General features: G+C 32.2%; 22 protein-coding genes. 6 read left to right on the top strand and 16 right to left on the bottom strand.

Features of this window, described 5'->3' with window-relative positions:
• Positions 1–5: 5 nt before the first annotated feature.
• Positions 6–1,514: a F0F1 ATP synthase subunit beta gene (atpD, locus tag OF897_RS05960; protein WP_123885006.1), complete on the bottom strand. Its 1,509-nt coding sequence runs from the start codon at positions 1,512–1,514 to the stop codon at positions 6–8.
• Between the two features lie 197 nt (positions 1,515–1,711).
• On the opposite strand from atpD, the gene OF897_RS05955 reads away from it, so the two are divergent.
• Complete coding sequence (locus OF897_RS05955) at positions 1,712–2,632, top strand: bifunctional riboflavin kinase/FAD synthetase (RefSeq protein ID WP_267264775.1); 921 nt, start codon at positions 1,712–1,714, stop codon at positions 2,630–2,632.
• Here the strand turns inward: OF897_RS05955 and OF897_RS05950 are convergent.
• From OF897_RS05950 to OF897_RS05935, 4 genes are all read right to left on the bottom strand, one after another.
• Positions 2,629–5,244, bottom strand: coding sequence for a carboxypeptidase-like regulatory domain-containing protein (locus OF897_RS05950; RefSeq protein WP_267264774.1), 2,616 nt, complete (start codon positions 5,242–5,244; stop codon positions 2,629–2,631). The two genes, OF897_RS05955 and OF897_RS05950, sit on opposite strands and share 4 nt — an antisense overlap.
• Positions 5,245–5,279: 35 nt before the next feature.
• Entirely contained in the window at positions 5,280–6,044 is a 765-nt protein-coding gene (locus OF897_RS05945; protein WP_267264773.1) for a GLPGLI family protein, read from the bottom strand.
• A 6-nt stretch (positions 6,045–6,050) separates the two neighbouring features.
• A complete protein-coding gene (locus OF897_RS05940) occupies positions 6,051–6,422 on the bottom strand; it encodes a hypothetical protein (RefSeq protein ID WP_267264772.1) in 372 nt (123 codons plus the stop codon).
• A gap of 254 nt (positions 6,423–6,676) precedes the next feature.
• Positions 6,677–7,030 carry an MmcQ/YjbR family DNA-binding protein gene (locus OF897_RS05935; protein ID WP_267264771.1) on the bottom strand — a complete coding sequence of 118 codons (354 nt, stop codon included), beginning with the start codon at positions 7,028–7,030 and terminating at the stop codon, positions 6,677–6,679.
• A gap of 254 nt (positions 7,031–7,284) precedes the next feature.
• Between OF897_RS05935 and OF897_RS05930 the strand changes: the two genes are divergently transcribed.
• Positions 7,285–7,941, top strand: a complete 657-nt coding sequence (locus tag OF897_RS05930; RefSeq protein WP_267264770.1) for an NAD(P)H-binding protein — start codon at positions 7,285–7,287, stop codon at positions 7,939–7,941.
• Positions 7,942–8,012: 71 nt separating this feature from the next.
• On the opposite strand, the gene OF897_RS05925 is transcribed toward OF897_RS05930, so the two are convergent.
• Positions 8,013–9,068: a tetratricopeptide repeat protein gene (locus OF897_RS05925; protein ID WP_267264769.1), complete on the bottom strand. Its 1,056-nt coding sequence runs from the start codon at positions 9,066–9,068 to the stop codon at positions 8,013–8,015.
• Between the two features lie 25 nt (positions 9,069–9,093).
• Positions 9,094–11,685 (bottom strand): DNA gyrase subunit A, encoded by a 2,592-nt coding sequence (gene gyrA / locus OF897_RS05920; RefSeq protein WP_267264768.1) that lies wholly within the window; start codon positions 11,683–11,685, stop codon positions 9,094–9,096.
• Between the two features lie 148 nt (positions 11,686–11,833).
• Between gyrA and OF897_RS05915 the strand changes: the two genes are divergently transcribed.
• On the top strand, positions 11,834–12,148 hold the full coding sequence (locus OF897_RS05915) for a DUF4286 family protein (protein ID WP_267264767.1): 315 nt from the start codon (positions 11,834–11,836) through the stop codon (positions 12,146–12,148).
• A 64-nt stretch (positions 12,149–12,212) separates the two neighbouring features.
• Here OF897_RS05915 and OF897_RS05910 read toward each other — a convergent pair whose 3' ends face one another.
• From OF897_RS05910 to uvrA, 6 genes are all read right to left on the bottom strand, one after another.
• The gene (locus OF897_RS05910) at positions 12,213–12,491 is read right to left on the bottom strand and encodes a hypothetical protein (RefSeq protein WP_267264766.1); all 279 of its coding nucleotides are present in this window, start codon (positions 12,489–12,491) and stop codon (positions 12,213–12,215) included.
• Between the two features lie 146 nt (positions 12,492–12,637).
• Positions 12,638–12,790 (bottom strand): hypothetical protein, encoded by a 153-nt coding sequence (locus tag OF897_RS05905; protein ID WP_267264765.1) that lies wholly within the window; start codon positions 12,788–12,790, stop codon positions 12,638–12,640.
• A gap of 63 nt (positions 12,791–12,853) precedes the next feature.
• On the bottom strand, positions 12,854–13,348 hold the full coding sequence (locus OF897_RS05900) for a GNAT family N-acetyltransferase (protein ID WP_267264764.1): 495 nt from the start codon (positions 13,346–13,348) through the stop codon (positions 12,854–12,856).
• A 1-nt stretch (position 13,349) separates the two neighbouring features.
• A complete protein-coding gene (locus tag OF897_RS05895; protein ID WP_267264763.1) occupies positions 13,350–13,862 on the bottom strand; it encodes a DUF421 domain-containing protein in 513 nt (170 codons plus the stop codon).
• A 99-nt stretch (positions 13,863–13,961) separates the two neighbouring features.
• Positions 13,962–14,366 (bottom strand): hypothetical protein, encoded by a 405-nt coding sequence (locus OF897_RS05890; RefSeq protein WP_267264762.1) that lies wholly within the window; start codon positions 14,364–14,366, stop codon positions 13,962–13,964.
• Positions 14,367–15,046: 680 nt separating this feature from the next.
• Positions 15,047–17,875: an excinuclease ABC subunit UvrA gene (gene uvrA / locus OF897_RS05885; RefSeq protein WP_267264761.1), complete on the bottom strand. Its 2,829-nt coding sequence runs from the start codon at positions 17,873–17,875 to the stop codon at positions 15,047–15,049.
• 197 nt (positions 17,876–18,072) lie between these two features.
• Here uvrA and OF897_RS05880 point away from each other — a divergent pair, with 197 nt between their 5' ends.
• The 3 genes from OF897_RS05880 to OF897_RS05870 all read left to right on the top strand — a co-directional run bounded on the left by OF897_RS05880 (position 18,073) and on the right by OF897_RS05870 (position 20,062).
• Positions 18,073–18,642 carry a Crp/Fnr family transcriptional regulator gene (locus OF897_RS05880; protein ID WP_267264760.1) on the top strand — a complete coding sequence of 190 codons (570 nt, stop codon included), beginning with the start codon at positions 18,073–18,075 and terminating at the stop codon, positions 18,640–18,642.
• Between the two features lie 418 nt (positions 18,643–19,060).
• Positions 19,061–19,741, top strand: coding sequence for a type 1 glutamine amidotransferase domain-containing protein (locus tag OF897_RS05875; RefSeq protein ID WP_267264759.1), 681 nt, complete (start codon positions 19,061–19,063; stop codon positions 19,739–19,741).
• A gap of 21 nt (positions 19,742–19,762) precedes the next feature.
• Positions 19,763–20,062, top strand: coding sequence for a putative quinol monooxygenase (locus OF897_RS05870; protein WP_267264758.1), 300 nt, complete (start codon positions 19,763–19,765; stop codon positions 20,060–20,062).
• A gap of 85 nt (positions 20,063–20,147) precedes the next feature.
• Here the strand turns inward: OF897_RS05870 and OF897_RS05865 are convergent, their stop codons facing one another.
• Genes OF897_RS05865 through OF897_RS05855 form a run of 3 tightly spaced genes read right to left on the bottom strand, consistent with a single transcriptional unit; the run spans position 20,148 to position 23,436 of the window.
• Positions 20,148–21,074 carry a DUF3829 domain-containing protein gene (locus OF897_RS05865; RefSeq protein ID WP_267264757.1) on the bottom strand — a complete coding sequence of 309 codons (927 nt, stop codon included), beginning with the start codon at positions 21,072–21,074 and terminating at the stop codon, positions 20,148–20,150.
• A 21-nt stretch (positions 21,075–21,095) separates the two neighbouring features.
• Positions 21,096–22,973 (bottom strand): type VI secretion system baseplate subunit TssF, encoded by a 1,878-nt coding sequence (locus OF897_RS05860; protein WP_267264756.1) that lies wholly within the window; start codon positions 22,971–22,973, stop codon positions 21,096–21,098.
• A gap of 22 nt (positions 22,974–22,995) precedes the next feature.
• Complete coding sequence (locus tag OF897_RS05855; RefSeq protein WP_267264755.1) at positions 22,996–23,436, bottom strand: GPW/gp25 family protein; 441 nt, start codon at positions 23,434–23,436, stop codon at positions 22,996–22,998.
• Between the last annotated feature and the right edge of the window lie 556 nt (positions 23,437–23,992).

Genomic DNA, 23,992 nt, shown 5'->3' with positions numbered 1-23,992 from the left:
AAAAATTATGCGTTATCAGCTAACATTTTTTGTCCAGCTTCGATCGCTTCTTCGATAGTTCCTTTCAGGTTGAAAGCAGCTTCCGGTAAGTGATCTAATTCACCATCCATAATCATTGTAAATCCTTTGATTGTGTCTTTGATATCTACTAATGATCCCGGAATACCTGTAAACTGTTCTGCAACGTGGAAAGGCTGAGACAAGAATCTCTGAACTTTTCTAGCTCTATAAACCACTGATTTATCTTCTTCAGAAAGTTCTTCCATACCAAGAATTGCGATAATATCTTGCAATGCTTTGTATCTCTGAAGAATTTCTTTTACTCTTTGAGCACAGTTATAATGTTCTTCACCAATAATTTCCGGAGCCAAGATTCTTGACGTAGAAGCCAATGGATCTACCGCAGGATAAATACCTAATGAAGCAATTTTTCTATCTAGTACTGTAGTTGCATCTAAGTGAGCAAAAGTTGTAGCAGGAGCCGGGTCAGTTAAATCATCCGCAGGTACGTAAACTGCCTGTACTGAAGTAATTGAACCATTTTTAGTAGAAGTAATTCTTTCCTGCATCGCACCCATTTCAGAAGCCAAAGTTGGTTGGTAACCTACCGCTGAAGGCATACGACCCAAAAGTGCAGAAACCTCAGAACCAGCTTGTGTAAAACGGAAAATGTTATCAACAAAGAAAAGTACGTCTCTACCTTGTCCTGTTTCACCACCGTCTCTGTAATATTCAGCTAAAGTAAGACCAGAAAGCGCTACTCTTGCTCTTGCTCCAGGTGGCTCGTTCATTTGTCCGAAAACGAATGCCGCTTTAGAATCTTTCATTACTTCTAAATCTACTTTAGAAAGATCCCAACCTCCGTTTTCCATAGAGTGCATGAATTCATCACCATATTTAATAATACCTGATTCTAGCATCTCTCTCAAAAGGTCATTTCCTTCCCTCGTTCTTTCACCTACTCCGGCAAAAACAGAAAGACCACCGTGTCCTTTTGCAATATTGTTAATCAACTCCTGAATCAATACCGTTTTACCTACACCTGCACCACCGAACAAACCAATTTTACCTCCTTTTGAGTAAGGCTCAACTAAGTCGATTACTTTAATACCTGTGAATAAAACTTCTGCAGAAGTTGAAAGTTGATCAAATTTTGGAGCTGGTCTGTGAATTGGAAGACCACCTTCCTTAGAAATATTTTGAAGTCCATCGATAGCATCACCAACAACGTTGAAAAGTCTTCCGTTTACTGCATCACCGATTGGCATGATAATAGGATTTCCGTATCCGATTACATCCTGACCTCTTTTAAGACCATCAGTTGCATCCATTGCGATACATCTTACTGTATCCTGACCGATATGCTGCTCTACTTCTAATACTACTTTTTCACCGTTTTCTTTTGTAATCTCCAAAGCATCATAGATACTTGGAATAGCTTCTACATTATTGAAAACTACGTCGATTACAGGACCAATAATTTGAGAAATTTTTCCTTTAATTTGGTTTGCCATTGCTAAATTTTTTCTTGGTGCAAATATAATGATTCTTCACAAACCTGCAATTGCTAAAAAAAAGATTTTTATCATGCTTTTTTACCAATTTTCCAATCTATAAAATGCAATGTTTTTGTTGTTATAAATATATTGATAAACTGTTATAATGATACATTGTTACATTATGTTTATATTTGCAGTCAAAATTTTTTCATTTGAAAGTTTTCAGAAATTTCAGCGATTATCCCTCCCAAAAGCCTTTAGCCTTATCTTTAGGAATGTTTGACGGAGTTCATCTTGGTCATAAATGCATTATTGATGAGCTTAAAAAAGTGGGTTCTGATAATAATCTGGAAACTGCAGTTCTTACTTTCTGGCCACATCCAAGATTTGTTTTTAATCCTAATGAAGATTTAAAGCTTCTGAATACATTGGATGAAAAAACTTTATTGATAGAAAAATATGGCATCAATAATTTATTTCTTAAAGAATTTGATGAAGAATTTCGAAATCTTACCGGAGAAGAATTTGTAAGGCAGATTTTAGTTAAAAAATTAAATGTAAAATATTTAATTATCGGCTACGATCATTCTTTCGGAAAAAATAAAAGCGGAAATTTCGAATTGCTTCAAAAACTTTCAAAAGAATTAGATTTTGAAGTCGAACAAATGGAAGCCATAAACATTCACGAAAATAATATCAGTTCAACAAAAATCAGAAATGCTTTGCTGAATGGAAATATTTTAGAAGCTAATGAAATGTTGGGTTACTCCTACTCTGTTTCAGGAACTGTTGTTCATGGGAAAAAATTGGGTAGAACGATTGGTTACCCAACTGCCAATATCGAAAATGAAAGCATAAAATTGCTTCCTAAAAAAGGAGCTTATATTGTTGAAGTTTTCATCAAAGATCAACAATATAAAGGAATGTTGAGCGTTGGAACCAATCCAACTGTAAATGGGGAAAAACTAACCGTTGAAGTTTATATTCTTGATTTTGAAGGAGATATTTATGACGAAAATATTACTGTAAAGTTCAGAGATTTCCTGCATGAGGAAATAAAATTTGAAGGTCTTGAAAAATTGATTGAAAGATTGGATGAAGATAAAAGATTGACAGAAGCCTTTAAGTTTTAAAAATTCTTATTAATTCCAAAAACAATATGGCGCGGAATTAACCTTTGAGTGTACAAACTCTCACTAATATTAGATATCGAATATCGTTGAATACTATTCGAATTTAAAAGATTATTTCCCTGAACAAAAACACTCATATTATATTTTTTCGAAGTATAATTTGCTTTAATATCCCAAAACTGAGTCGTTTTCTGATCTGTGTTTCCAAATTTATAGTATTCTAAAAATGATTCTATTCTTAATTGTGGATTTATGGTAAAATATAAATTAGCAAAACCTTTTTGATCCATGTAATCGTTAGAATTCACATCAGAAGAAATAGCATTGAATGCCCACTCATAACCAAATTCATAATTGATAAATTTCGTCCAGCCAGACTTCATTTCAAAACCGGCTTTCCAATTGGTAAATTTTGTTTTTATTAATTGTTGATTATTCACACTGTTTTCATAATCTGATAACATATAAGAACCTAAAATACTCAATCTAGATTTTAAAAATTTCAAATATTTTCTCAATTCTAAATTTGAAGATAAGTTGCTGTTATTCTTCACTAAAATGGTTTGATTAAACGTATAATTAGGATTAACAATCATATTATTTGACAGATAATCTTCGCTTCTGAAAAAATTGATATTAAAATTCAGATACTGAGACATTTGTTCACCAACATTATAACTAAATCCAAAGTTATAATCTGGCAGAGCAGCAAATGATGTATTATTTTGTCTTAAATTTCTATTACCTTGGTAAATGTAATTGGTGTAAACATCATTGATAGAAATGGTTGAAAATTTTCTTCCAGCATTCAAATTAAAATTTCCGGTTTTTCTGTTTTGATATCCGATACTCGCAGAAGGAGAAATATAAAACCCATCTTGTTTATTTTGATTTAAATCAGAATGTATTATTTGATTTAAAACAGTAAAACCATAATTCCATTTTTTAGTTTTTTTACCATATTTTATTTGTCCGAAGACGGTATTCTGCAGATAATCTGTATTATTAATAAAACCTGATTGATTAAAGCTTACAACTTCATTAGCAGAATTAAAAACTTTAAGATTTGAGTTTAGATAATCTTTTCTGAATTCATTTCCTAGTTGTAGCTCCAAATTATTTTCTTCAGCGTATTTTTTAAGATAAGAAAATTTTAAACCTCCAAAGTTCATTTTAGAATCAATGGTCTGATTTACTTTTTGGGCTTCAGGATTATTCAGAATATTAGAAAATACGTCATTTTCATCAGTAAAGTCGTATGGTCTGTTTTGGAAAATATATCTTACTACCGCAACCAAAGCTTTAGAAGAATCTATTTTCTTGGTGTAAGTCAGCCTATTCTCATTAGCAAAAAGCTTGTTCTTACCAATTTGATTATTTAGCTGTTCATTAAATAGAAAAATATTGTTATTATTTTCATTTAAATATGAAAATTTATTATAAAATTGCAGGTTTGAATTATTTTTAAAATCTTTTGAAAGTTCTAGTTTCCCAACAATATTCTTGTTATTTTGCTTCCAGATTTTGTCCTCAGTATTAATAAAATCTAAACCGTTAAAATTAAATTTATAATAAGAATTGATGTAGTTTCCATTTTCTATTTCGTTGAAAATCGTTACAAACTTTAATTTCCAATCGGTTTTAAAGTTGTAAATATAATTGAGTGAAACTAGTTTATCATTATTAAAATTGGTGCGCATATCATCAAACAGAAAGTTTTTCTGATGCAAATTTACCGTTGAAAGGGTATTGATATTAGTTCCCACATTTTCTACATCATTTTCAGAGCTTGGATTAATAAGATATTCTACACCTTTCATTTCGTTTAAACCCAAATTATTGGCATTCAACAGAATATATACTTTTTTTCTTTTTGTAAAGTTCATCAGGTTAAGCTTTCCTTGGTGCATATCTTCCTTATAACTTGTAGAAGCCAACAAAATGTTTCCAAACCATTTACCTTTTGCATCTTCTTTTAAAGTAAGATTAAGGGCAATACTTTCTGAATCTTCAATATTTTTGAGGAGTTTATTTTTAGAATAATTTTTAAGAACCTGAACTTTATCTAAAGGTTTTGAGGGCATATTTTGAGTAAGTGTCTGATAGCCTCTTTCAAAAAGATCATCATTTTCTATCATCACCCTTTCAACTTCTTTGTTACCAAATTTTATTTTCCCGTCACTTTGTATTGTAATTCCAGGAAGCTTCTTCAGTAACTCCTCTACATTCTGCTCTGTGCCATTAGAAAAGCTTTGAGCATTATATTCAATGGTGTCTTTTTTAATTTTGACAGGAGTTTTACGAGTAATTACAACTTCCTTAATTTCTCTTACTTTATCGGTTTCTAATTCTACAGTTTTCAGATCTATGATTGTACCTTTTCGGATAAAAGAAACAGGAATACTTTTATTTACATATCCCATTGCAAAAACCTTTAATGTAAAATTACCAAACTTATCGGTATTTAATAAAAAACTTCCGTCTTTATTGCTAAAGACGAAAGTTATAATATTATCCTGTGAGTCAGTAAGAACCACATTAGCCCTTGAGATATTTTGCTTATTTTCTGATAGTATTAATCCTTTGATCTCCGTTTGCGAAGAGACTTTCATAAATAATATTAAGAATAGTAAACATATATATTTCATTAAGGTTTTTTAGAGTCATTTTCCCATTCGAAAGATCTTTCGATATCACAATCTCTTATACCAAATTCTTCTTTTAGCACTAACCCTTTTGGTCTGTTCGCAGCAAGACGACTATCAATATCCTTAAACATAGCATTTTCCTTACCTATATAAAATTTATAATCAACAAATTTATTTTTGTTATTTTCAAAAAAGTTTAAAATTATATCAGGAATTTCTACTTTAGAATTAAGGATAATTTTACTTGCTGCAAACTTGAATTGTTTTTCAGAATCTTCTGCTTCTAAAATTAAACCTGGCAAGTCTTTAAATTTCCATGGTCCTGCATTGACCTGAATTTCATAAGTAAAATATACCGTCCACTCTCTTCCTCTAAATTTAGTTTTTGCCTTATAACATTTGTATCCTAAAATTTCCTTAGTCTCGTCTAAAATAGTCCATTTATATATCAACTTATCTTCAATCAGACACTGTAATTCAGGTACTTTCCATTTATATTCAAATATAGACTTATCTGTAGATTTTATAAATGTTGTAATTTTTGCATTTTTATCTTCTAACGTTCCTCGTAAAGCATTTTTTGAGCTAAAATCATAATTGCTGTTTGTCATGTAAACAGATTCTTTAGAAGGTGTTATCAGAAGAAATTCGTTTAAAAATGTTTTTTCATCACTATCTGTAAAAACAGCAAACTCTACAATAGTATTTTGAGAGAAATAAACTTGTAGATACAAAAATAATAAGAGACAATAAATTCTTCGCATACAAATTTAATATACACTATTCTGCAATTTCTCTATGAAACTATGACAATTTCCAGATAGCAGATGCTCTGTTTTCCTATAAATAGCTAATCCGCCTTCAATACCATTGCAAGCGCCTCCTGAAGCCTCATAAGATTCTTTGCGCGTTCCAATAACATAACCACAATTATCTTTAATTTGTGTGTGAATAGCTATTGTACAAGAAAATAAAACACCATTCACATAGTTATAGGTTATAACTTGTTTTTTATCCCCGTTTTCCTTCGTTATAACTTTTGTTTCCATTTTATGTTCAGAAACAATAGGTATTAAATTATTTGCTAAAGCAATTCCTGAAATGCCAACCGTGAAAAACAGTCCTAAAATAATTTTTTTCATTGTAATAAATTTTTAAAGTTAAAATTAAAATTTGTGTTTAAACTTTATTGCGCAATTATGTTTGAACGCTTCAAAGAAAAATAAAAAAATTCATAAACACAACATTAATTATCACTTTTTTTAGATAAATTTATTATGTTAAATAGCTTGTTTATTGGAGTTTACAAATATTTTCAATTCACTACGTTAAAATAATTTATATTTTTTCACAGAAAATGTTTATGATGAAAATTTATTAATAGATAGTAAATATCTTAAGAATTTTCAATTTCCTCCTTTGCTTTCTTCGTCAAAGATTTAAAAACCAAATCATAAGATTGGTCAATCATTTTTAAAATTAAATCTCTTCTTAAACCATCTAAAGAAACAGAATTCCAATGGGTTTTATTCATATGAAAGGCGCCTGTAATTTGTGGGTGTTGTTCTCTAAGCTCTAAACTCCATTCCGGATCATTCTTTACTGCAATTGTTAATGGTTGTTTTTCTAAAGACATAAGTAAAAACATTTTTGTTCCTACTTTCACCACCAATGTTTCCTGATCAAAAGGAAAAGTTTCTGTCACACCTTTTTTTGAAAGGCAATAATCTAAAATTTCGTTGGCATCCATTTAGTATGAGTAATTGGTAATTGGTAATAAGAAATAATTGATAAGTGATAAATTATAATTGATCTAAGATTTATTTAGAATATCTTTTATCTTTTATCTTTTATCTTTTATCTTTTATCTTTTATCTTTTATCTTTTATCTTTTATCTTTTATCTTTTATCTTTTATCTTTTATCTTTTATCTTTTATCTTAAATAATTCTCTCAAATTTAGTAAATTTAAGAAAGAAAATACCATCATACAAACCACATTATTATGAAAGCTCTCGTAATCGGCGCTACAGGTGCTACAGGAAAAGATTTAGTAAATCAATTGCTCAATGATGAAGATTTTGAAGAAGTGAATATTTTCGTGAGAAAGAATATTGACATTCAAAATGATAAATTAAAAATACATGTTGTAAATTTTGAAAAACCAAATGAATGGAAAGATTCTGTAAAAGGTGATGTTGCATTTTCCTGTCTTGGAACAACTTTAAAAGATGCAGGAAGTAAGGAAGCTCAACGAAAGGTTGATTTCGATTATCAGTATGAATTTGCAAAAGCTGCCAAAGAAAATAATGTGGATGACTATATTTTGGTTTCTGCTTACGGAGCAAATCCTAAATCGAAAATATTTTATTCTAAAATGAAAGGTGAACTGGAAGAAACCGTAAAAAAGTTACATTTCAATAAAATCACCATCTTTAAACCGGGAATGCTTGAAAGAAAAGATTCGGAAAGAACCGGAGAAGTTTTAGGAAGCAGAATAATAAAATTTGCGAATACACTCGGACTTTTCGAAAGTCAAAAACCTTTACCTACAGATGTTTTAGCAAAAGCAATGATTAATTCTTCAAAAATTAAGAGTAATGGATATTCCAGCATAAAATTGGGGAATATTTTTTGTTTTGCTGAGAAAACCAATGATTAAAATCTCTAACTAAAAAATCCGCTTCTAAAATAGAAACGGATTTTTTTATGTAAATAAAAAACTTATTTTAATTATTTTGCTGGTGCAGCAGCTTGAAGAGCAGCTTCTTTAGCTTTCATTTCAGCAACTTTAGGCTGATTTTTAAGCATTGCATAAACATCTTTTAGGATTTGTACTGCATCAATATTATTTGGTTCTACCTGATACCATTTTTCTGCATAAGGTAAAGCCTTAGCAAATCTTTCTTTACGAGCTTCAATTAATTCTGTCGCTTTATCTGGATTTGATTTTCTAAGTCCGTTGATTTCTTCTACAGCTTTAGCATCATCGCCAATTGTAGTATAAACTAAATTCTGGTGAGCATTAGACATTTTAGGATTCAACTCCAAAGCTTTTGTAAATGAAGCAATTGCATCATTCACTGTCGCTGGATTTTTTGACTGCAAGACACCTAAATTATACCAATTCGTAGCATCAGTCGGGTTTTTAGCTAATTGATCTTTAAGATTAGTCATAAACTGATCAGTTTTACCAGATGCATATAATGCAGTTCCCTGATATTCTTTAAGTTTAGCATTGTTTGGATATTTAGCTAATCCTTTTTCAATAATAGCCAAAGCTTCATCATTTTTCTTAGCATTTAAAAGCAAAGTTGACAAAGTTTCATATAAATCTGGTTCTACACTTTTAGATTGCTCAGCTTTAAAATCTGAATAATCTTTAGAAGAAGTTTTCTTTAGGAGATCCCAAGTAGCTTTATCATAACCTGAAACCTGACCAGTTTTGTTATCTTTAGCTGTATAAGTGGTTTGAACACCTGTATACCCTGAATTAACAAGTTCTGTATAAATTTTTATAGACTCATCAAGATTATTTGCTAATGCATAACTCAAACCTGAATAATACATATAGGTCTTATCTTCTTGCCCATTGTCTTTTAACAGATTATAAAGTTCTAAAAACTTTGGAGCTGCAACTGTATAATTTTTTGCATTGTATGCATCCATAGCTGTTTTATTAACAGCCTGAATTTCAGTATTCAGAGCAGCTGGATCTTTTTTCTCCTTCTTTTGTGCTAAAGCAAAAGTTGAAGCTATAATTGCTATACCTAAAATTAGCTTTTTCATAGGTGAAATTTATTTTAAATTTATATTATTCTTCTGAATCAGAATTTTCAGTTTCATCAACCGGATTTTCGTTTTCTGAATTATCCTCCGTTTGTGGCGAAGCGTTTTCTTCTGTTGAAATGTTTTCATCAGATTCTTCTCCTTCAAGAATTTCTTCCTCTACATCTTTATCCATTTCAACTTTTGCGATGGCTGCAATCTCGTCATTCTTTTTAAGATTGATCATACGCACACCTTGAGTATTTCTACCCATCACTCGCATTTCGTCCATATTCATTCTGATAGCAACACCAGATTTATTGATAATCATCAATCCATCTTCATCAGTTACATTCTGAATTGCAATTAGATTACCTGTTTTTTCAGTGATATTTAAAGTGATAACACCTTTTCCACCTCTGTTGGTAATTCTATAGTCTTCAACTGCAGTTCTCTTACCATATCCTTTTTCAGAAACTACAAGAACGGTATCATTTTCCAAATCGTTGACAACAATCATACCAATAACCTCATCGTTCTCTTCCATCGTAATACCACGAACTCCGATAGACCCTCTACCAACTTCTCTTACCTTTTCTTCAGGGAAACGAATACATTTACCATTTTTAGTAGCAATCATAATCTGAGATTCACCATTCGTAAGATAAGCACTTAACAATTGGTCGTTTTCTCTGATTTCAATTGCGTTAATACCATTTACTCTTGGTCTTGAATATGCTTCCAATGAAGTTTTTTTGATCGTACCGTTTTTGGTAATCATCACAACGCTCATTTGGTTGATGTAATCTACATCTTTCAAATCATTGGTTCTGATATATGCTTTAATCTTATCATCCGGTTCGATGTTGATTAAGTTTTGTACTGCTCTTCCTTTTGCAGTTTTTGAACCTTCAGGAATTTCAAATACTCTTAACCAATAACATTTACCTTTCTCAGTAAAGAACAACATATATTGGTGATTTGTCGCAGAAACAATATACTCCAAGAAATCGGAATCTCTTGTCGTTGCTGCTTTATTTCCTACACCACCTCTACTTTGAATTTTGTATTCTGAAAGCAACGTTCTCTTCACATAACCTGCATGAGAAATCGTAAGAACTACAGATTCATTTGGAATAATATCTTCGATAGACATTTCACCTCCTGAATAATCGATTTCCGTTCTTCTTTCGTCGCCGTATTTTTCTTTTATTTCAATTAATTCATCCTTAATGATTTGGAATCTTCTTGGTTCATTTGCCAAAATATCTTCTAAATCTTTAATTTCTTTCATAATAGCATCGTACTCATCACGAATCTTATCAAGCTCCATTCCCGTAAGACGAGCCAAACGAAGATCTAGAATTGCCTGAGCCTGAATTTCTGAAAGTTCAAATTCGTTAATTAAGCCTTCCTTTGCAGCTTGAGGATTTGAACTGTGACGAATAATCGAAATTGCTTTATCTAAAGAATCCTGAGTTCCGATCACCTTCATGAAACCTTCAAGAATATGAGCTCTTTCTTTCGCTTTTTTAAGTTCGTATTCAGTTCTTCTTACGATTACAACATGTCTGTGCTCAACAAAATGATGAATAATATCCTTTAGATTTAACTGTTCCGGTCTTCCGTGTACCAAAGCGATATTGTTTACGCTGAAAGAAGTTTGTAGTGAAGTATATTTATACAACATATTCAAAACAACATTCGGAATTGCATCATTTTTCAATTCATAAACGATACGCATTCCGTTTCTGTCCGACTCATCTCTGATTTCGTAGATTCCAAGAATTTTCTCGTCTTTTACCAACTCAGCTGTTCTAGCAATCATTTCAGCTTTGTTAACCTGGTAAGGAATTTCAGTTACGATAATTGCATTTCTGTTGTGAACTTCTTCAAAACCTACTTTAGCTCTAAGAACTACTCTGCCTCTTCCTGTGTGGAAAGCATCTCTTACACCGTCATAACCATATATAATACCACCTGTTGGAAAATCCGGAGCAATAATGTGCTGCATCAGTTCGTCGATGGTAATTTCTTTGTTATCAATATATGCAGTAATTGCGTCTACCGCTTCAGAAAGATTGTGTGGCGCCATGTTTGTTGCCATACCTACTGCGATACCAGAAGTACCGTTTACCAAAAGATTTGGAATTTTTGTAGGCATTACAGTTGGTTCCGTCAAGCTGTCATCGAAGTTATTCTGGAAATCAACAGTATCTTTATCAAGGTCTGATAAAATTTCATCTGAAACTTTTTTAAGTCTTGCCTCGGTGTAACGCATTGCTGCAGGTGGGTCACCATCCATTGAACCAAAGTTACCCTGTCCGTCAACTTGTGGATAACGCAAACTCCAAGGTTGCGCCATTCTTACCATAGCATCGTACACTGAAGAATCTCCATGTGGGTGATATTTACCTAAAACATCCCCAACAATTCTTGCTGACTTCAAATATTTTCTGTTTGAGAAAACCCCTAAACCATACATACCATACAACACTCTTCGGTGTACAGGTTTAAGGCCATCTCTCACGTCCGGTAATGCTCTCGAAACAATTACCGACATCGAGTAATCGATGTAAGATGATTTCATTTCATCAACAATGTTGATAGGAATTAATCTTTCTCCTTCTTTTTGCATATATAAGTTTTATTGTAATGATAATCAGACCGTTAAAAATAAGCCTGAAAACTATTTATTTTGTATTATTAATAACGGGCTAAGTTACAAAATTTTTGCCGATTTTTGCCTGAGAATTGAAGCAAAATATCTTAAAAAATATTAAAATATGAGTGTATTAAGTATAACTTTTCACTGTGTAAATAACAGTCTTGAAGAATGGGAAAAATATGTAGATGAAACTTTAGTTTTAATGACCGAAAACCTTCTGGATGTTGATAAATATATCTTATCGGAAGTTCACAGTGATTTTATAGACGAAGGAAAAAATTACAACTTGTTGTTGATTTTTGATGATGAAGAAAAACGAACAGATTTTATGGAAAGTGAATTATTAAATATCACCGATAGAATTGAAACAAAATTCGGGCAAAACGTTATGGTTTTCAATACTTCTTTAAATCCAAAGAAAAAGAAAATTTAATTAAAGTTAAATCTCCATCAAAATAACAAAAAAACTGTCTAAAATTATTAGACAGTTTTTTATTTTATAAGTTTACGATAACCACTGGTCTACTTTGATAAACACGTGGATGTCTTTTGTGAGAATAGTGTTTGTAAGGTCTCGCTGGTCTGTAATAATGTTTTTTGTGATAATGTTTTGGCCCATTTCTATAATAGACCACTTTTTTATACTTTGGCTTATAGTGACCACGATAATGCTTCTTGTGTGGACCGTGATGACGTTTTTGTAAGGGTTCTGCCTGAAAAAATGTAACCGCAAAAACTATAAACAACAATCCAATTACTTTAGTGAGTACTTTCATAAAAATCAATTTCAAATTATCAAAAGGAAATTATCAATACTAATGCCAATAATCATTTATCATTGATTTTTTAATACTATTTAAGATAATTTAATTACTTTTCAGAATAATTGAAACTATTAATTTAAAAATAATAGAATTAATTTTTATCTATTTCTGTTTCGCGGATGACTTTCTTTTAATTTCTCAACTTTCTTATCGTGACCAGGCGGCATTGGTCTTTGACTCGGATGCGGAAGGCATGATGAAAACATTCCCGCTAAAATGACGGCTGCGATTGTATTCTTAATCAATTTCATAATAATAAATTTTAAAGTGATGAAATAGATGATACAATCAAAATGCCAAGTCTGTTTTAGAATTTAAAATACGTTTTCACTTCTTCTCTCCATAAAAATAAGATCTTTCCATTGACCGTGAAGTTGAGCAACCTTCTCTCTCTTCCCAATAATTTTGAAACCATTTTTCTGATGAAATCTAATAGATGCTTCGTTTTCTGAAAAAATATTGGATTGTAAAGTCCAAAATCCGTGGTTTTCACTGTCTACAATCAGCTTTTTCAAGAGCATTGTACCTAAACCTTTCCCAATGTAATTATCATCCAAATAAATACTTACCTCAGCAATACCTTTGAAGTAATCTTTTTTACTTATTGTTTTTAAAGCACACCAACCGACCACTTCACTAACTTCATTTTCTAAAACCCATCTGCAATCGTTGTAATAAGTGGTATTCCATGCTTCAGCACTCGGTAATTCTGTTTCAAGCGTTGCCATTCCGCTGTCGATTCCCTGTTTAAGAATTTCCAAAACCCTTATATCGTCGTGAGGAAGCATTTCTCTTATTTCGTAGTTCATTTTAATGGTATTTTCTTTTATTTTTTCTTTTAATTCTGGAATAATGCGTCTGCTTATCTGTTTTATCCTGAGAAACCACACTGATGTTTCCATCGACTTCCAAAATAGCGAGTTTTACATTTTCCATTGTTTCTACACCATGTTCTCGGATCGCTTCATTCAGCTCATCAGAACTAATTTTGACTTTTCTCAGCGCAACAGAATCTTCCACACCATCTTTCACTAAAATCACAGGATCTGCCTCCATCAGACTAGCAAAACTTTTATTAGAAAACATCAATCTTTTCACAATAAAATTTGCGATGAAAAGTACTAAAGCTGCAATAATTCCGCCTTCCAAAGAAGTGTTTTGTCCAACCATTGCGTTTTGTACTGCATTAGAAATAAGAAGAAGTAATACAACATCTCCTGCATTAAGCTGTGAAAGCTGATTCTTCCCAAATAACCGAATCGCAATCATCATAAAAAGATAAACGCAGACAGAGCGGAGAACGACATCTAAAATAGGATTCACGGTTTGTAATATTTAGATCAAATGTAACCAATTACTACAAATAAAAAAACTGCTCTTTCAAGCAGTTTAAAGGAAATTATATAGTTTGTTTTTACTGAATTATCTGTTGTTGATGTCTACTCTCACAGGCATTACAAAAGATGAAGCCAACATATTCTCGTTAAGTTTGTTTGCATCAATTTTATACATAAGATGAGATAATACATTTTCTATTTCTTTACTTACATTTTTGCAGTCTCCTTTTGAACGAACGTTTACGATTTTACCGTTTTCAGCAATATCAAATTTCACTTCAGAGTTTACAACTCCTTGTTTATAATCTGGATTGGTAAAATCAAAATTAGCCATTAAAAGATTTCTGATCTCATTAAAAGCATCATTTTTATTTAACTGAACTTCCTGAATTGTATTACCAGAAGTAGTTTGAGCTTTTACATTTCCTGCGATTGCAGTTAATCCTAATGCGAAAAGAGAAGCAATGAATATTTGGATTTTATTTTTCATAACCATTTGATTTTAAATTAAATATTAAACTTGTTTTGAATTCTAAATCAAAGATATAAAAAATTATTCATACAAATTTCACATTGAGTTAATATTGAGTTAACATTGAAATATAATATACTAATAATCAATTAATTAAATTTTAAAAATAATTGAATTGTTAACATTGAAATTGATTTTCATAGTAAAAAAGGTCAACTTTTTGAAAAGCTGACCTACATTTATACTGTAACTATTATATCAATTTAGTAATATGTTTTAGCTATTATTAATTTCCAAAAAACATAGACTAGAATTAAAATTAAACCTAAAACAATGAAATAAATATATGATGAAAAAGAAATTCCGTTAAAGATTAATGGCAAAATAAAAAAAACATAATTACACAAAACAATCAAATTCAGTTTCAAATTTTTCTTTTGAGTTTTACTTTTAAGAAAAATAAAAAATAGATAACTGATTATTGCAATAAACAAGTAATAGAATTCTAACTTTATAAAATCAAGAAAAAATTCTTTATTATCAGTTGTTGAAATATATGTAAAATCTTCATATCTACTTCCTGAATACCATCCTAAAAAATATTCCAGCTGAAATGACAAAAAAGAAACTATTCCTGATAAGATTGTCATCAGTAAAAAATTCAATATAACAATTGAGTACCCCTTCATTATTATTTGCTACATCTCCTTCTTCAAATACTTCCCTGTCAAAGATTTCTTCGATTTAATAATTTCCTCAGGAGTTCCTTTGGCAATAATCTCACCACCATGCTTTCCACCTTCGGGACCAACATCGATGATATGATCGGCTAATTTTATAACATCCATATTATGTTCAATGATGATGAAAGAATTCCCTAATTCCACCAATTGATTAATAGCGTCCATCAGGATTTTTACGTCTTCAAAATGAAGTCCAGTTGTCGGTTCGTCAAGAATGTATAACGTATTTCCAGTTTGTCTTTTAGATAATTCGGTTGCCAACTTAATACGTTGAGCTTCTCCTCCACTTAAAGTTGTCGATTGCTGTCCTAAAGTAATATATCCCAAACCAACATCCTGTAAAGTTTTCACTTTCGCAAAAATCTTAGGAATCGGCTGGAAAAATTCTACCGCCTCATCAATCGTCATATCCAAAATATCAGAAATGGACTTTCCTTTGTAGCGAACTTCCAGCGTTTCTCTGTTGAAACGTTTTCCGTTGCAGGTTTCACAATGCACGTAAACATCGGGCAAAAAGTTCATTTCAATAACTTTCAAACCACCTCCCTGACAAGTTTCGCATCTTCCACCTTTTACGTTGAAAGAAAATCTTCCAGGTTTGTAACCACGGATTTTAGATTCAGGGAGCTCAGAAAATAAGTTTCTGATGTCTGTAAACATGGCTGTGTATGTTGCAGGATTCGAACGCGGCGTTCTTCCAATCGGCGTTTGATCTACGTCTACAATTTTATCGATATGCTCAAGCCCTTCAATTTTTTTGTACGGCAACGGTTCCTGAACGGCTCTGTAAAAATGTTTGTTCAGAATCGGATATAAAGTTCCGTTAATTAATGAAGATTTTCCGCTTCCCGAAATTCCTGTTACAACAACCAATTTCCCTAAAGGAATATCTAACGTTACATTTTTAAGATTGTTTCCTGTTGCCCCTTTTAGAATAATATTTTTTCCGTTTCCTTCTCTTCTTACTTCAGGAATGGCAATTTTTCTTTTTCCGTTGATGTAATCTGCAGTGATGGTGTCTGCTTTCAATAAATCTGCAGGTTTTCCCTGCCAAAGAATTTCTCCGCCAAATTTTCCGGCTCTCGGACCAATATCCAAAACCTCATCAGCTTCCATAATCATATCTTTGTCGTGTTCAACGACCAAGACTGAATTTCCTATGTCACGTAGATTTTTCAATGAATTAATCAATCTTTCGTTATCTCTTTGGTGCAATCCGATACTTGGTTCATCCAAAATATAAAGAACATTAACCAACTGAGAACCGATTTGTGTTGCCAAACGAATCCTTTGTGATTCACCTCCGGAAAGTGTTTTCGAGCTTCTGCTTAAACTTAAATAATCCAAACCGACATCCAATAAAAACTGAAGTCTGGTTTCGATTTCCTTTAAAATTTCGTGAGCAATGATTGATTTCTTTTCAGAAAATTTACCTCTTACGTCGTGCAGCCATTCTTTTAAGTCTGATAAGCTTAATCCGTTAACCTCAGCAATATTTTTTCCGTCAATTTTAAAACTCAAACTTGATGGTTGAAGACGTGCTCCTTTGCATTCGGGACACATTTCTTCCGTTGTAAAATGCCTTTCCAGCAAAATCGCTTCGTATGATTCTCTTTCCTCAATCATTTCTTCCATGAAAGGAATTAATCCGTCAAAACTTATCTTGATTTTTTTTGCAATTCCTGCATATTTCAAATCTTTGTTGAATTCTTTATGACAGCCATTGTACATATAATCCAAGGCTTCTTCAGGAATATCCTTCATCGGAGTCGCTAAACCCAAACCGAAAATTTCCAAAATATTTTTAATTTGTGTAAGTACCCATTTATTAGATTTTAAATCTTCCAAAGGCAACAAACCACCTTGATTAATTGACAATTTCGGATTTTCAACAAAATAATCAGTGTTAATTTTCTTCACCATTCCCAAACCTTTACAGCTTGGGCAGCTTCCTTTCGGTGAATTGAATGAAAAAGTATTTGGTTCCGGTAAGGCCAATGAATGACCTGTTTCAGCATCCATTAAATTCTTTGAGAAATATTCAATTTCTGTACTTCCCAGTTTTTGAATTCCGATTAAACCTTCTCCCATTTCCATTGCAGTTCGCAACGATTTTTCCATTCTAGCCTCGGAAGCAGATTCGCCGATAATCCAACGGTCGATTACAATATCGATGTCGTGGGTTTTGTAACGGTCAAGTTTTAAATCATATTCAATATCCTGCAATTCGCCATCAATTCTTGCCTGTCCGTATCCTTTTTTCGCCATTTGCACGAAAAGTTCGTGATAATGTCCTTTTCTGGAACGCACAACCGGCGCCATCAACATGATTTTTTCGCCTGTATAATTTTCTTTGATGGTTTCAAGGATTTGATCTTCGGTATAACTTACCAATTTCTTTCCTGTCGTTTGAGAATACGCATCAGAAACTCTTGCATACAAAAGACGTAAATAATCGTAAAGCTCAGTAACGGTTCCAACGGTTGAACGAGGGTTTTTATTCGTTGTTTTCTGTTCGATAGCAATTACAGGAGAAAGTCCTTCAATTTTGTCAACATCGGGACGTTCCATACCTCCTAAAAACTGACGTGCATAAGCAGAAAACGTTTCGATATAACGACGCTGTCCTTCAGCAAAGATCGTATCAAAAGCCAATGAAGATTTACCGCTTCCCGAAAGTCCGGTAATTACCACCAATTCGTTACGCGGAATCTTGACATCAATGTTTTTAAGATTGTGTTCTCTGGCTCCGTAAACTTCTATATATTCTTTTGATTCACTCATAATTTGGGGTGACTTTACATGAAAATCACGATGTGCAAAATTACGGAATTTTATGGACTTTTTGATGTTAAAAAATGTTAGGAATTTTAGATTTAAATAAACAAAAAAGACTTGGTTTTTAATATTTTCTACGATTAAAATTCATTTTTAAAGTTTTTCCTCTTTTTACTTAAATTTACACTGATTTAAATATAACCATGAACAGACTACGGGAACACATTGAGGAAATTATTTCTGTGACAGACGAAGAATTCGAATATATAAAAACATTTTTTACGATTAAAAATGTTCGCAAAAATCAGTTTTTGGTTCATGAAGGTGATGAAGTAAAATTTGAATTTCTTACTCTTGATGGAATTTATAAAGTTTTTTATATCGACGAAAACGGAAAAGAACATATTCTTCAGTTTGCAAAAAAGAATTGGTGGATGACCGATTATATCGGATTTTTTAAACAAAAAAATGCAACCATGTTTGTAGAATGTTTACAGGATGGAGCTGTTGCGTGTCTCACTTTAGAAGGCAGAGAAAAGTTAGCTTCAGAATTTCATAAAATGGAATATTTTTTCAGAACAAAGCTTACCAATGGCTATATCGCCTTACAACAGAGAATTATTCTTTTGCTTTCAAGCACACCTCAACAACGTTATGAAGAGTTTTCAAAATTATATCCGGATTTGATTTCTCAGATTCCTAAAAAATACGTTGCAGAATATTTGGGAGTAAGCAGAGAGACATTGAGCAGACTTTATTCGAATACAAAATAGTTTTTATAACTCTTTGCATCTTAATCTTTGTCTTTCAAAAATAAGTGAAACGCCTTTGTTTATCTTTATCTAAGTATTATTTTATAATTCTTAGTCTTTCTTTGCGATAAAAAAACGCAAGGAAAGACAAGGGTTTACAATAAATTCTTTTTTAAGATAAACAATGGCATTTCATTTAGCAAAGAAATACAATTACTTTAATTTTCAATTCGTTAATTACTTTTTCAAAATGTACAATCAATATTTATAGATTTTAATTGATTTAAGTATTCAAAGATTAAGTGTGATTTCGATCACACTTTTTTTGTGACTTTCCTCCTTCGATTGAGGCTTTGAACCGACCTACATTTGCTATAGAAATTTAAACGATTTCAAAAAGATCAAACAAAATATTTATTTAACTAAAAAATTGAAAGTCATGAAACCAAAAGTTTTAATTATTGTTTCTAATGCAAACACAATCGGATCTAACAACAGAAGAACAGGAACTTTCTTACCTGAAGTAGCACATCCTTATGCAGAATTCGAAAAAGCAGATTTTCAAATTGATTTCGCAAGTTTAACGGGTGAATCACCATTTTTGGATGCTTTAAATTTAGCCGATGATCCAGAAAATTTAAAATTCCTGACAGGAAAAGGCTGGGAAAATATGCACAGCGCTCCAAAACTTTCAGAAGTTGATGTTAATAATTATGACGCAGTTTTTATTCCAGGAGGATTAGCTCCGATGGTTGATATGCCTGAAAATACTGAACTTAAAAAAGTAATTGCTGAAGTTTACGAAAGAAATGGTGTTGTAGGAGCAGTTTGTCATGGTCCCGTTTCTTTACTCAATGTAAAATTGAGCGACGGAACTTATCTGGTGAATGGTAAAAACATCGCATCTTTTACTACCGAAGAAGAAGACAGTTATGCAAGAGCTGATGTTCCTTTTGATTTGCAAACAGCTCTAACAGAACAAGGAGCAATTTTTCATGCAGCGGAACCGTGGTCTGCAAATAGTATCACTGATGGAAATCTGGTAACCGGACAAAATCCAGCTTCTGCAAAAGGTGTAGGAGAAAAAATGGTTGCTCTTTTAGAATCTAAAAATTCATAATTTAATTTTAAAACTAAAAAGATGAACGAACAAGCAATTTACGTTTATGCCAAATGGCAGGTAAAAGAAGGAAAATTGGATGCAGTATTGCAAATTATGAAAGAAGCTGCCCAAAAGAGTTCTGAAGAAAAAGGGAATTTATTTTATAAAATTCATCAAAGTAAAACTGATGAGAATACATTGATTTTATTTGAAGGATATGAAAATGAATCTGCCGTAGAAATTCACCGCAATTCTGAACATTATCAAAATTTAGTGGTAAAGCAGATTATTCCTTTGCTGGAAAACAGGGAGGTGATTCTAATGAATCAGATTATTTAATTTAAAAATTCCGAAAAACTTAGATGAACTAAAGTTTTTCGGAATTATTTTTTTATTAATGAGAATATTAATTTCTCTTTAATAGTTATTTTACAAACGAATTATAAGAATTCAGAACAGATTCATAAGCAGAATCCATTTCCTGAATATTACTATCCGGAATTTTCCCTGTAGACTTAGAATCTCTGATCAGTTTTCTGTATTTATCCAAGAAGTCTGATGCTTTTTTGTTTAAGGTTTCAAGCTCTGTTTTTTTGTAAGCGTATTGCTGCTCTTTTACATTAAAAACTTTACTCGAATTAATGCTTACGATTTCCTCAAATTCATCATATTTTTTCTGAGCTTCAGCTTCATTGAAATTTCCCGCATACTGTTTGTCTAAAAGATCCATCACAGAATCCATAGAACTCATCAGAGATTTAGAAGAAACAATAAATTCTTTCATCGGGTGATCCTTCAGAATGACTTCTTCTGCAGCATCTGTTGCCGGTTTTATCTTCGTTAAAATATTTTCTCCTGCCGTGAAAAATGCCTGTGCTTCTGCTTCAATATCTTTTTGTAACGCTTCAGCTTTAGCGCCTTTATCATCTTTGTAATCTTCGGATGTGATGTAAGATTTCAGTTCTTCATATTTTTTTTCAATACTTTCTCTTTTTGCTTTATAAGTATTAAAATCGGCTTCAATAACCGTTTTATCTTTTTCAAAACCGGAAGGAACGTCTTTTATTTTACTCAAAGAATAATCCATTGAATTGATAACCATCGGCATACTGTAAACTGTTTCGCCATGAGATTTTTTCACCGCAGATTCTGCATATTTCACGATATTCTCAATATGTCTGGATGAACTTTTATAAGAATCTAAAAAATCATTATTAAAATCAATAATTGCCTGCGACTCATTTTCTCCGGCTTTAAGAACGGCATTTCCTATTTTATCCATTCCCTTTTTACAGCTTACACTTGCTGCGCTCAGCGATAAAGCCAGTGCAAACATCATTACTTTTTTCATATTTTATAATTTGGTATTTAATTAATTTTCAAAAAAATCGGTGTCTTCATTACTTACTTTCACTAGGTATTCAATTCCGTCGATTGCTTTGGAGACGATTTGATTTCGCAGAATATTTGCCATGTTTTCCCAATACATTCTTCCGTAAAAAGAATAATTATTCGGAACAATTTCTACTTCTACAGTTCGTATGAAGCCCTCTTTCGGTTTGTTGCTAATCATCGTTCCACGTTTTACACGAACGTCTTTCATCTCGTCTTTTAAAACCATTCGGCAATAATTCTTTACATCTTCCAGAGAAATAATTTTATCTCTTGTCGTTAAAGCATATTTGTAAGCCTGAATACTGTCTGAACCCTTCTGCTCTTCTGCTCCTCCAATAGTTTCTGTCAACAAAATCATCGATTGTGATTTTAATTGGTTTGAAAGTTCGGTTCCGGGACGCATATGATTGGCAAAAGTGCAATGGGTAATCCAAAACGACGCATAAGTGTGGTCTGTTTTCTCAACAGGTTCCATAATGACATAATTAAGTTCCTGTCTGATGCTTCTTTTGGCATTGTTTACTTTTTGTACCATCGATTTCATCTTATCAGACATTTCGCCCAAAATTCCTTTTACATTGTCTCGGTTTAGTAAAGAAAATGCTGCTATTTCATCTCTTGTCAATTCCAGAACATTGGAAATCATATCAACGGCATTTCGGTTGTTGAAACGTTCCATTCCGCCTTTTCTTACGGTGTACAAACCTTTTTTAAGATTATCTGAAGGCGTAAAAGGAATTTCGGTATATTTTCTTCCATCTCCGTCCTGAACCTCATCTACATAAAGGAAATGTTCTGCATCTTCGGTAATCAAAGGAATATTGTTTCCCATGATATCTAAACTGTATTCCGTTTTTTTCCAACCTCGGTTGTAAACAGGAAAAGCATTGAGAACAAAAGTGAAATTATCTAAAATCTCGGACGAAAACTGCGGTGGAAACTCAAAAGTAAGCCACAGATATTCTTTCCCGTTGAGGTATTTTTCAATCTCTTCTCTTCCGTTCAGGAAATCTAAATTCTGCGGAAGGTTTTTGGTGAATAAATCTCTTGAAAGCCCACTAACTTCAATGAATCTATGATGATAAATACTTTTAATATCATCAATAATCTTTGATTTAATTGACTGTTCATGAAATATTTGTTCGTACCCTTCAGTTTCAGGATTTTTCACATAAGAAATTCCCTCTTTGATAAACATTGGATTTCCGTTGCTTGAAACCGTACTGTAAGGCAATAATTTGTAAACAAAATCCAAATGTTCAAATGCCGGATTTGAGCAGTAAATAGTTAACGTTTTAGGAAACTTTTCGTTGGTGTATTTTGAAACATCAATTCCGATTGTCACTTTTCTGTAATCTTCCGGTCTTCCCTGAAATCTAGAAATTGGGATTTTATTTAATCTTTCATCCAAACTGTAGCACGTGTTCCCTACGAACATAATGGCAGTCTGTGCTTTGTTTGTACGCACACTTCCAACCGGTGTAAAAGGAATATTTAGCTGTTTGTCTGATTCCGATTTTATGGTGGAATTCATGTGTTTTTTGAAGAAAAACTCGGTATGCTCCAGCAAAATTTCTGATGATTCATCTGGCGCAGTATACGCCAAAGCGTGAGCCGGAACCGGGTGTGTATAAATTGACGGTGTTAATAGTTTAGCAAGTTTCTCTAAAATTCTTGCATTAACCGTCTGAATTTCGTTATTCGCTTTAAAAACCTCTGTACTGAATGCATCAATGAGTAATTTTACAAAAGGATCTAATGACTGTGGACTTTTTAATCCCCAAACTTTTGTAGCATTCTGAAGCATTCTCGCTTTTACAGATTCTTTGGAATAAATATTCTGGTCTAAATTCATAAGATATTTTTACAGATAGATATTAATCGATGGACATCGGGCTCAGGAAAAGCTCGGTAGAAAAACTGAAACGCTCTCCTGTAGCTTCCATTTTTGCGTTGATTCCGATTTTTACTTTTTTCTTGATTTCCGTGTGCTCTTTGGTATCATAGTTATGCTCTACAAACTGTATGTGAGCGTCGATTTGGGGCTGTATGATTCGGGTTTCATATTCTAAAATCTGTCTTTTGAGACTTTTGATAAATACATTTTCCCAAACTGCTGATGTAACGCCGTTATCGAATTCAAGATTCCAGACATCGTTTCCGTAGTTATCATCATATCTGTTTTCTCCTTTTTTTGTCGTGATTAAAAGCATAATATTGTGAGCAATGCTTTCTCCCATGTCGCAGGTATCAATACTTCCACCTTCGGACATAAGAGTAGACGGTACAAAAGGCATTCTGTAATTGGGTGTGTCCATAAGTGATATTTCGTTATTTTTCTTTGGTGTTGTATAAAACGAATACCAAATTAATCATTTTTGATAAATAATACCTTATGGAAACTTAAATTTATTCCTAAAGAATTGAAATCTTCTGCTTATTTGTGGGGTTCTTGGAGACAAAAGCTTTGTATTTCTTCTAGCCTTATATAATGAAATTTGTAGACATCGTAAAAAACCATGTCAAGGTTTAAAATCTTGACATGGTTGACTTATGTGTTGAGGTTATACATTAGTTTTTAATTCTACTACACTTCATTTTTGTTTTACTACCGTAAGTTTTTGTGATAGTACAGTCGATCTTCATTGTACTCTTCTGGTTCTTTTATCTGATTATGTGGGTTGTTATTGTACTTATGTTAGTTTTTATTCCAGTGAGGAAGAGTTTTATTTTAGTACAGTTGGTTTTTATTCTACTACTCAAGGTTTTCGCTTTAGTGTAGTAGATTTAAACTGCCATTTCCCACATTTACAATCAAATGCAGTATTTTTTAGCCCCGATTGAACGGCCTGTTTGAGCTCTTTTTGTGGTTTT

The sequence above is a fragment of the Chryseobacterium formosum genome (genome assembly GCF_026460885.1).
Lineage (GTDB): Bacteria > Bacteroidota > Bacteroidia > Flavobacteriales > Weeksellaceae > Chryseobacterium > Chryseobacterium formosus.
Note: the sequence above shows the minus strand (reverse complement) of the source record. Positions and strands in the feature narration are given on the sequence as shown.

Excerpts from the sequence above, each read along its gene's own strand:
- atpD (WP_123885006.1), bottom strand. The coding sequence starts at position 1,514 with ATGGCAAACCAAATTAAAGGAAAAATTTCTCAAATTATTGGTCCTGTA.
- OF897_RS05950 (WP_267264774.1), bottom strand. The coding sequence starts at position 5,244 with ATGAAAGTCTCTTCGCAAACGGAGATCAAAGGATTAATACTATCAGAA.
- OF897_RS05945 (WP_267264773.1), bottom strand. The coding sequence starts at position 6,044 with ATGCGAAGAATTTATTGTCTCTTATTATTTTTGTATCTACAAGTTTAT.
- OF897_RS05940 (WP_267264772.1), bottom strand. The coding sequence starts at position 6,422 with ATGAAAAAAATTATTTTAGGACTGTTTTTCACGGTTGGCATTTCAGGA.
- OF897_RS05935 (WP_267264771.1), bottom strand. The coding sequence starts at position 7,030 with ATGGATGCCAACGAAATTTTAGATTATTGCCTTTCAAAAAAAGGTGTG.
- OF897_RS05930 (WP_267264770.1), top strand. The coding sequence starts at position 7,285 with ATGAAAGCTCTCGTAATCGGCGCTACAGGTGCTACAGGAAAAGATTTA.
- OF897_RS05925 (WP_267264769.1), bottom strand. The coding sequence starts at position 9,068 with ATGAAAAAGCTAATTTTAGGTATAGCAATTATAGCTTCAACTTTTGCT.
- gyrA (WP_267264768.1), bottom strand. The coding sequence starts at position 11,685 with ATGCAAAAAGAAGGAGAAAGATTAATTCCTATCAACATTGTTGATGAA.
- OF897_RS05915 (WP_267264767.1), top strand. The coding sequence starts at position 11,834 with ATGAGTGTATTAAGTATAACTTTTCACTGTGTAAATAACAGTCTTGAA.
- OF897_RS05910 (WP_267264766.1), bottom strand. The coding sequence starts at position 12,491 with ATGAAAGTACTCACTAAAGTAATTGGATTGTTGTTTATAGTTTTTGCG.
- OF897_RS05905 (WP_267264765.1), bottom strand. The coding sequence starts at position 12,790 with ATGAAATTGATTAAGAATACAATCGCAGCCGTCATTTTAGCGGGAATG.
- OF897_RS05900 (WP_267264764.1), bottom strand. The coding sequence starts at position 13,348 with ATGAACTACGAAATAAGAGAAATGCTTCCTCACGACGATATAAGGGTT.
- OF897_RS05890 (WP_267264762.1), bottom strand. The coding sequence starts at position 14,366 with ATGAAAAATAAAATCCAAATATTCATTGCTTCTCTTTTCGCATTAGGA.
- uvrA (WP_267264761.1), bottom strand. The coding sequence starts at position 17,875 with ATGAGTGAATCAAAAGAATATATAGAAGTTTACGGAGCCAGAGAACAC.
- OF897_RS05880 (WP_267264760.1), top strand. The coding sequence starts at position 18,073 with ATGAACAGACTACGGGAACACATTGAGGAAATTATTTCTGTGACAGAC.
- OF897_RS05875 (WP_267264759.1), top strand. The coding sequence starts at position 19,061 with ATGAAACCAAAAGTTTTAATTATTGTTTCTAATGCAAACACAATCGGA.
- OF897_RS05870 (WP_267264758.1), top strand. The coding sequence starts at position 19,763 with ATGAACGAACAAGCAATTTACGTTTATGCCAAATGGCAGGTAAAAGAA.
- OF897_RS05865 (WP_267264757.1), bottom strand. The coding sequence starts at position 21,074 with ATGAAAAAAGTAATGATGTTTGCACTGGCTTTATCGCTGAGCGCAGCA.
- OF897_RS05860 (WP_267264756.1), bottom strand. The coding sequence starts at position 22,973 with ATGAATTTAGACCAGAATATTTATTCCAAAGAATCTGTAAAAGCGAGA.
- OF897_RS05855 (WP_267264755.1), bottom strand. The coding sequence starts at position 23,436 with ATGGACACACCCAATTACAGAATGCCTTTTGTACCGTCTACTCTTATG.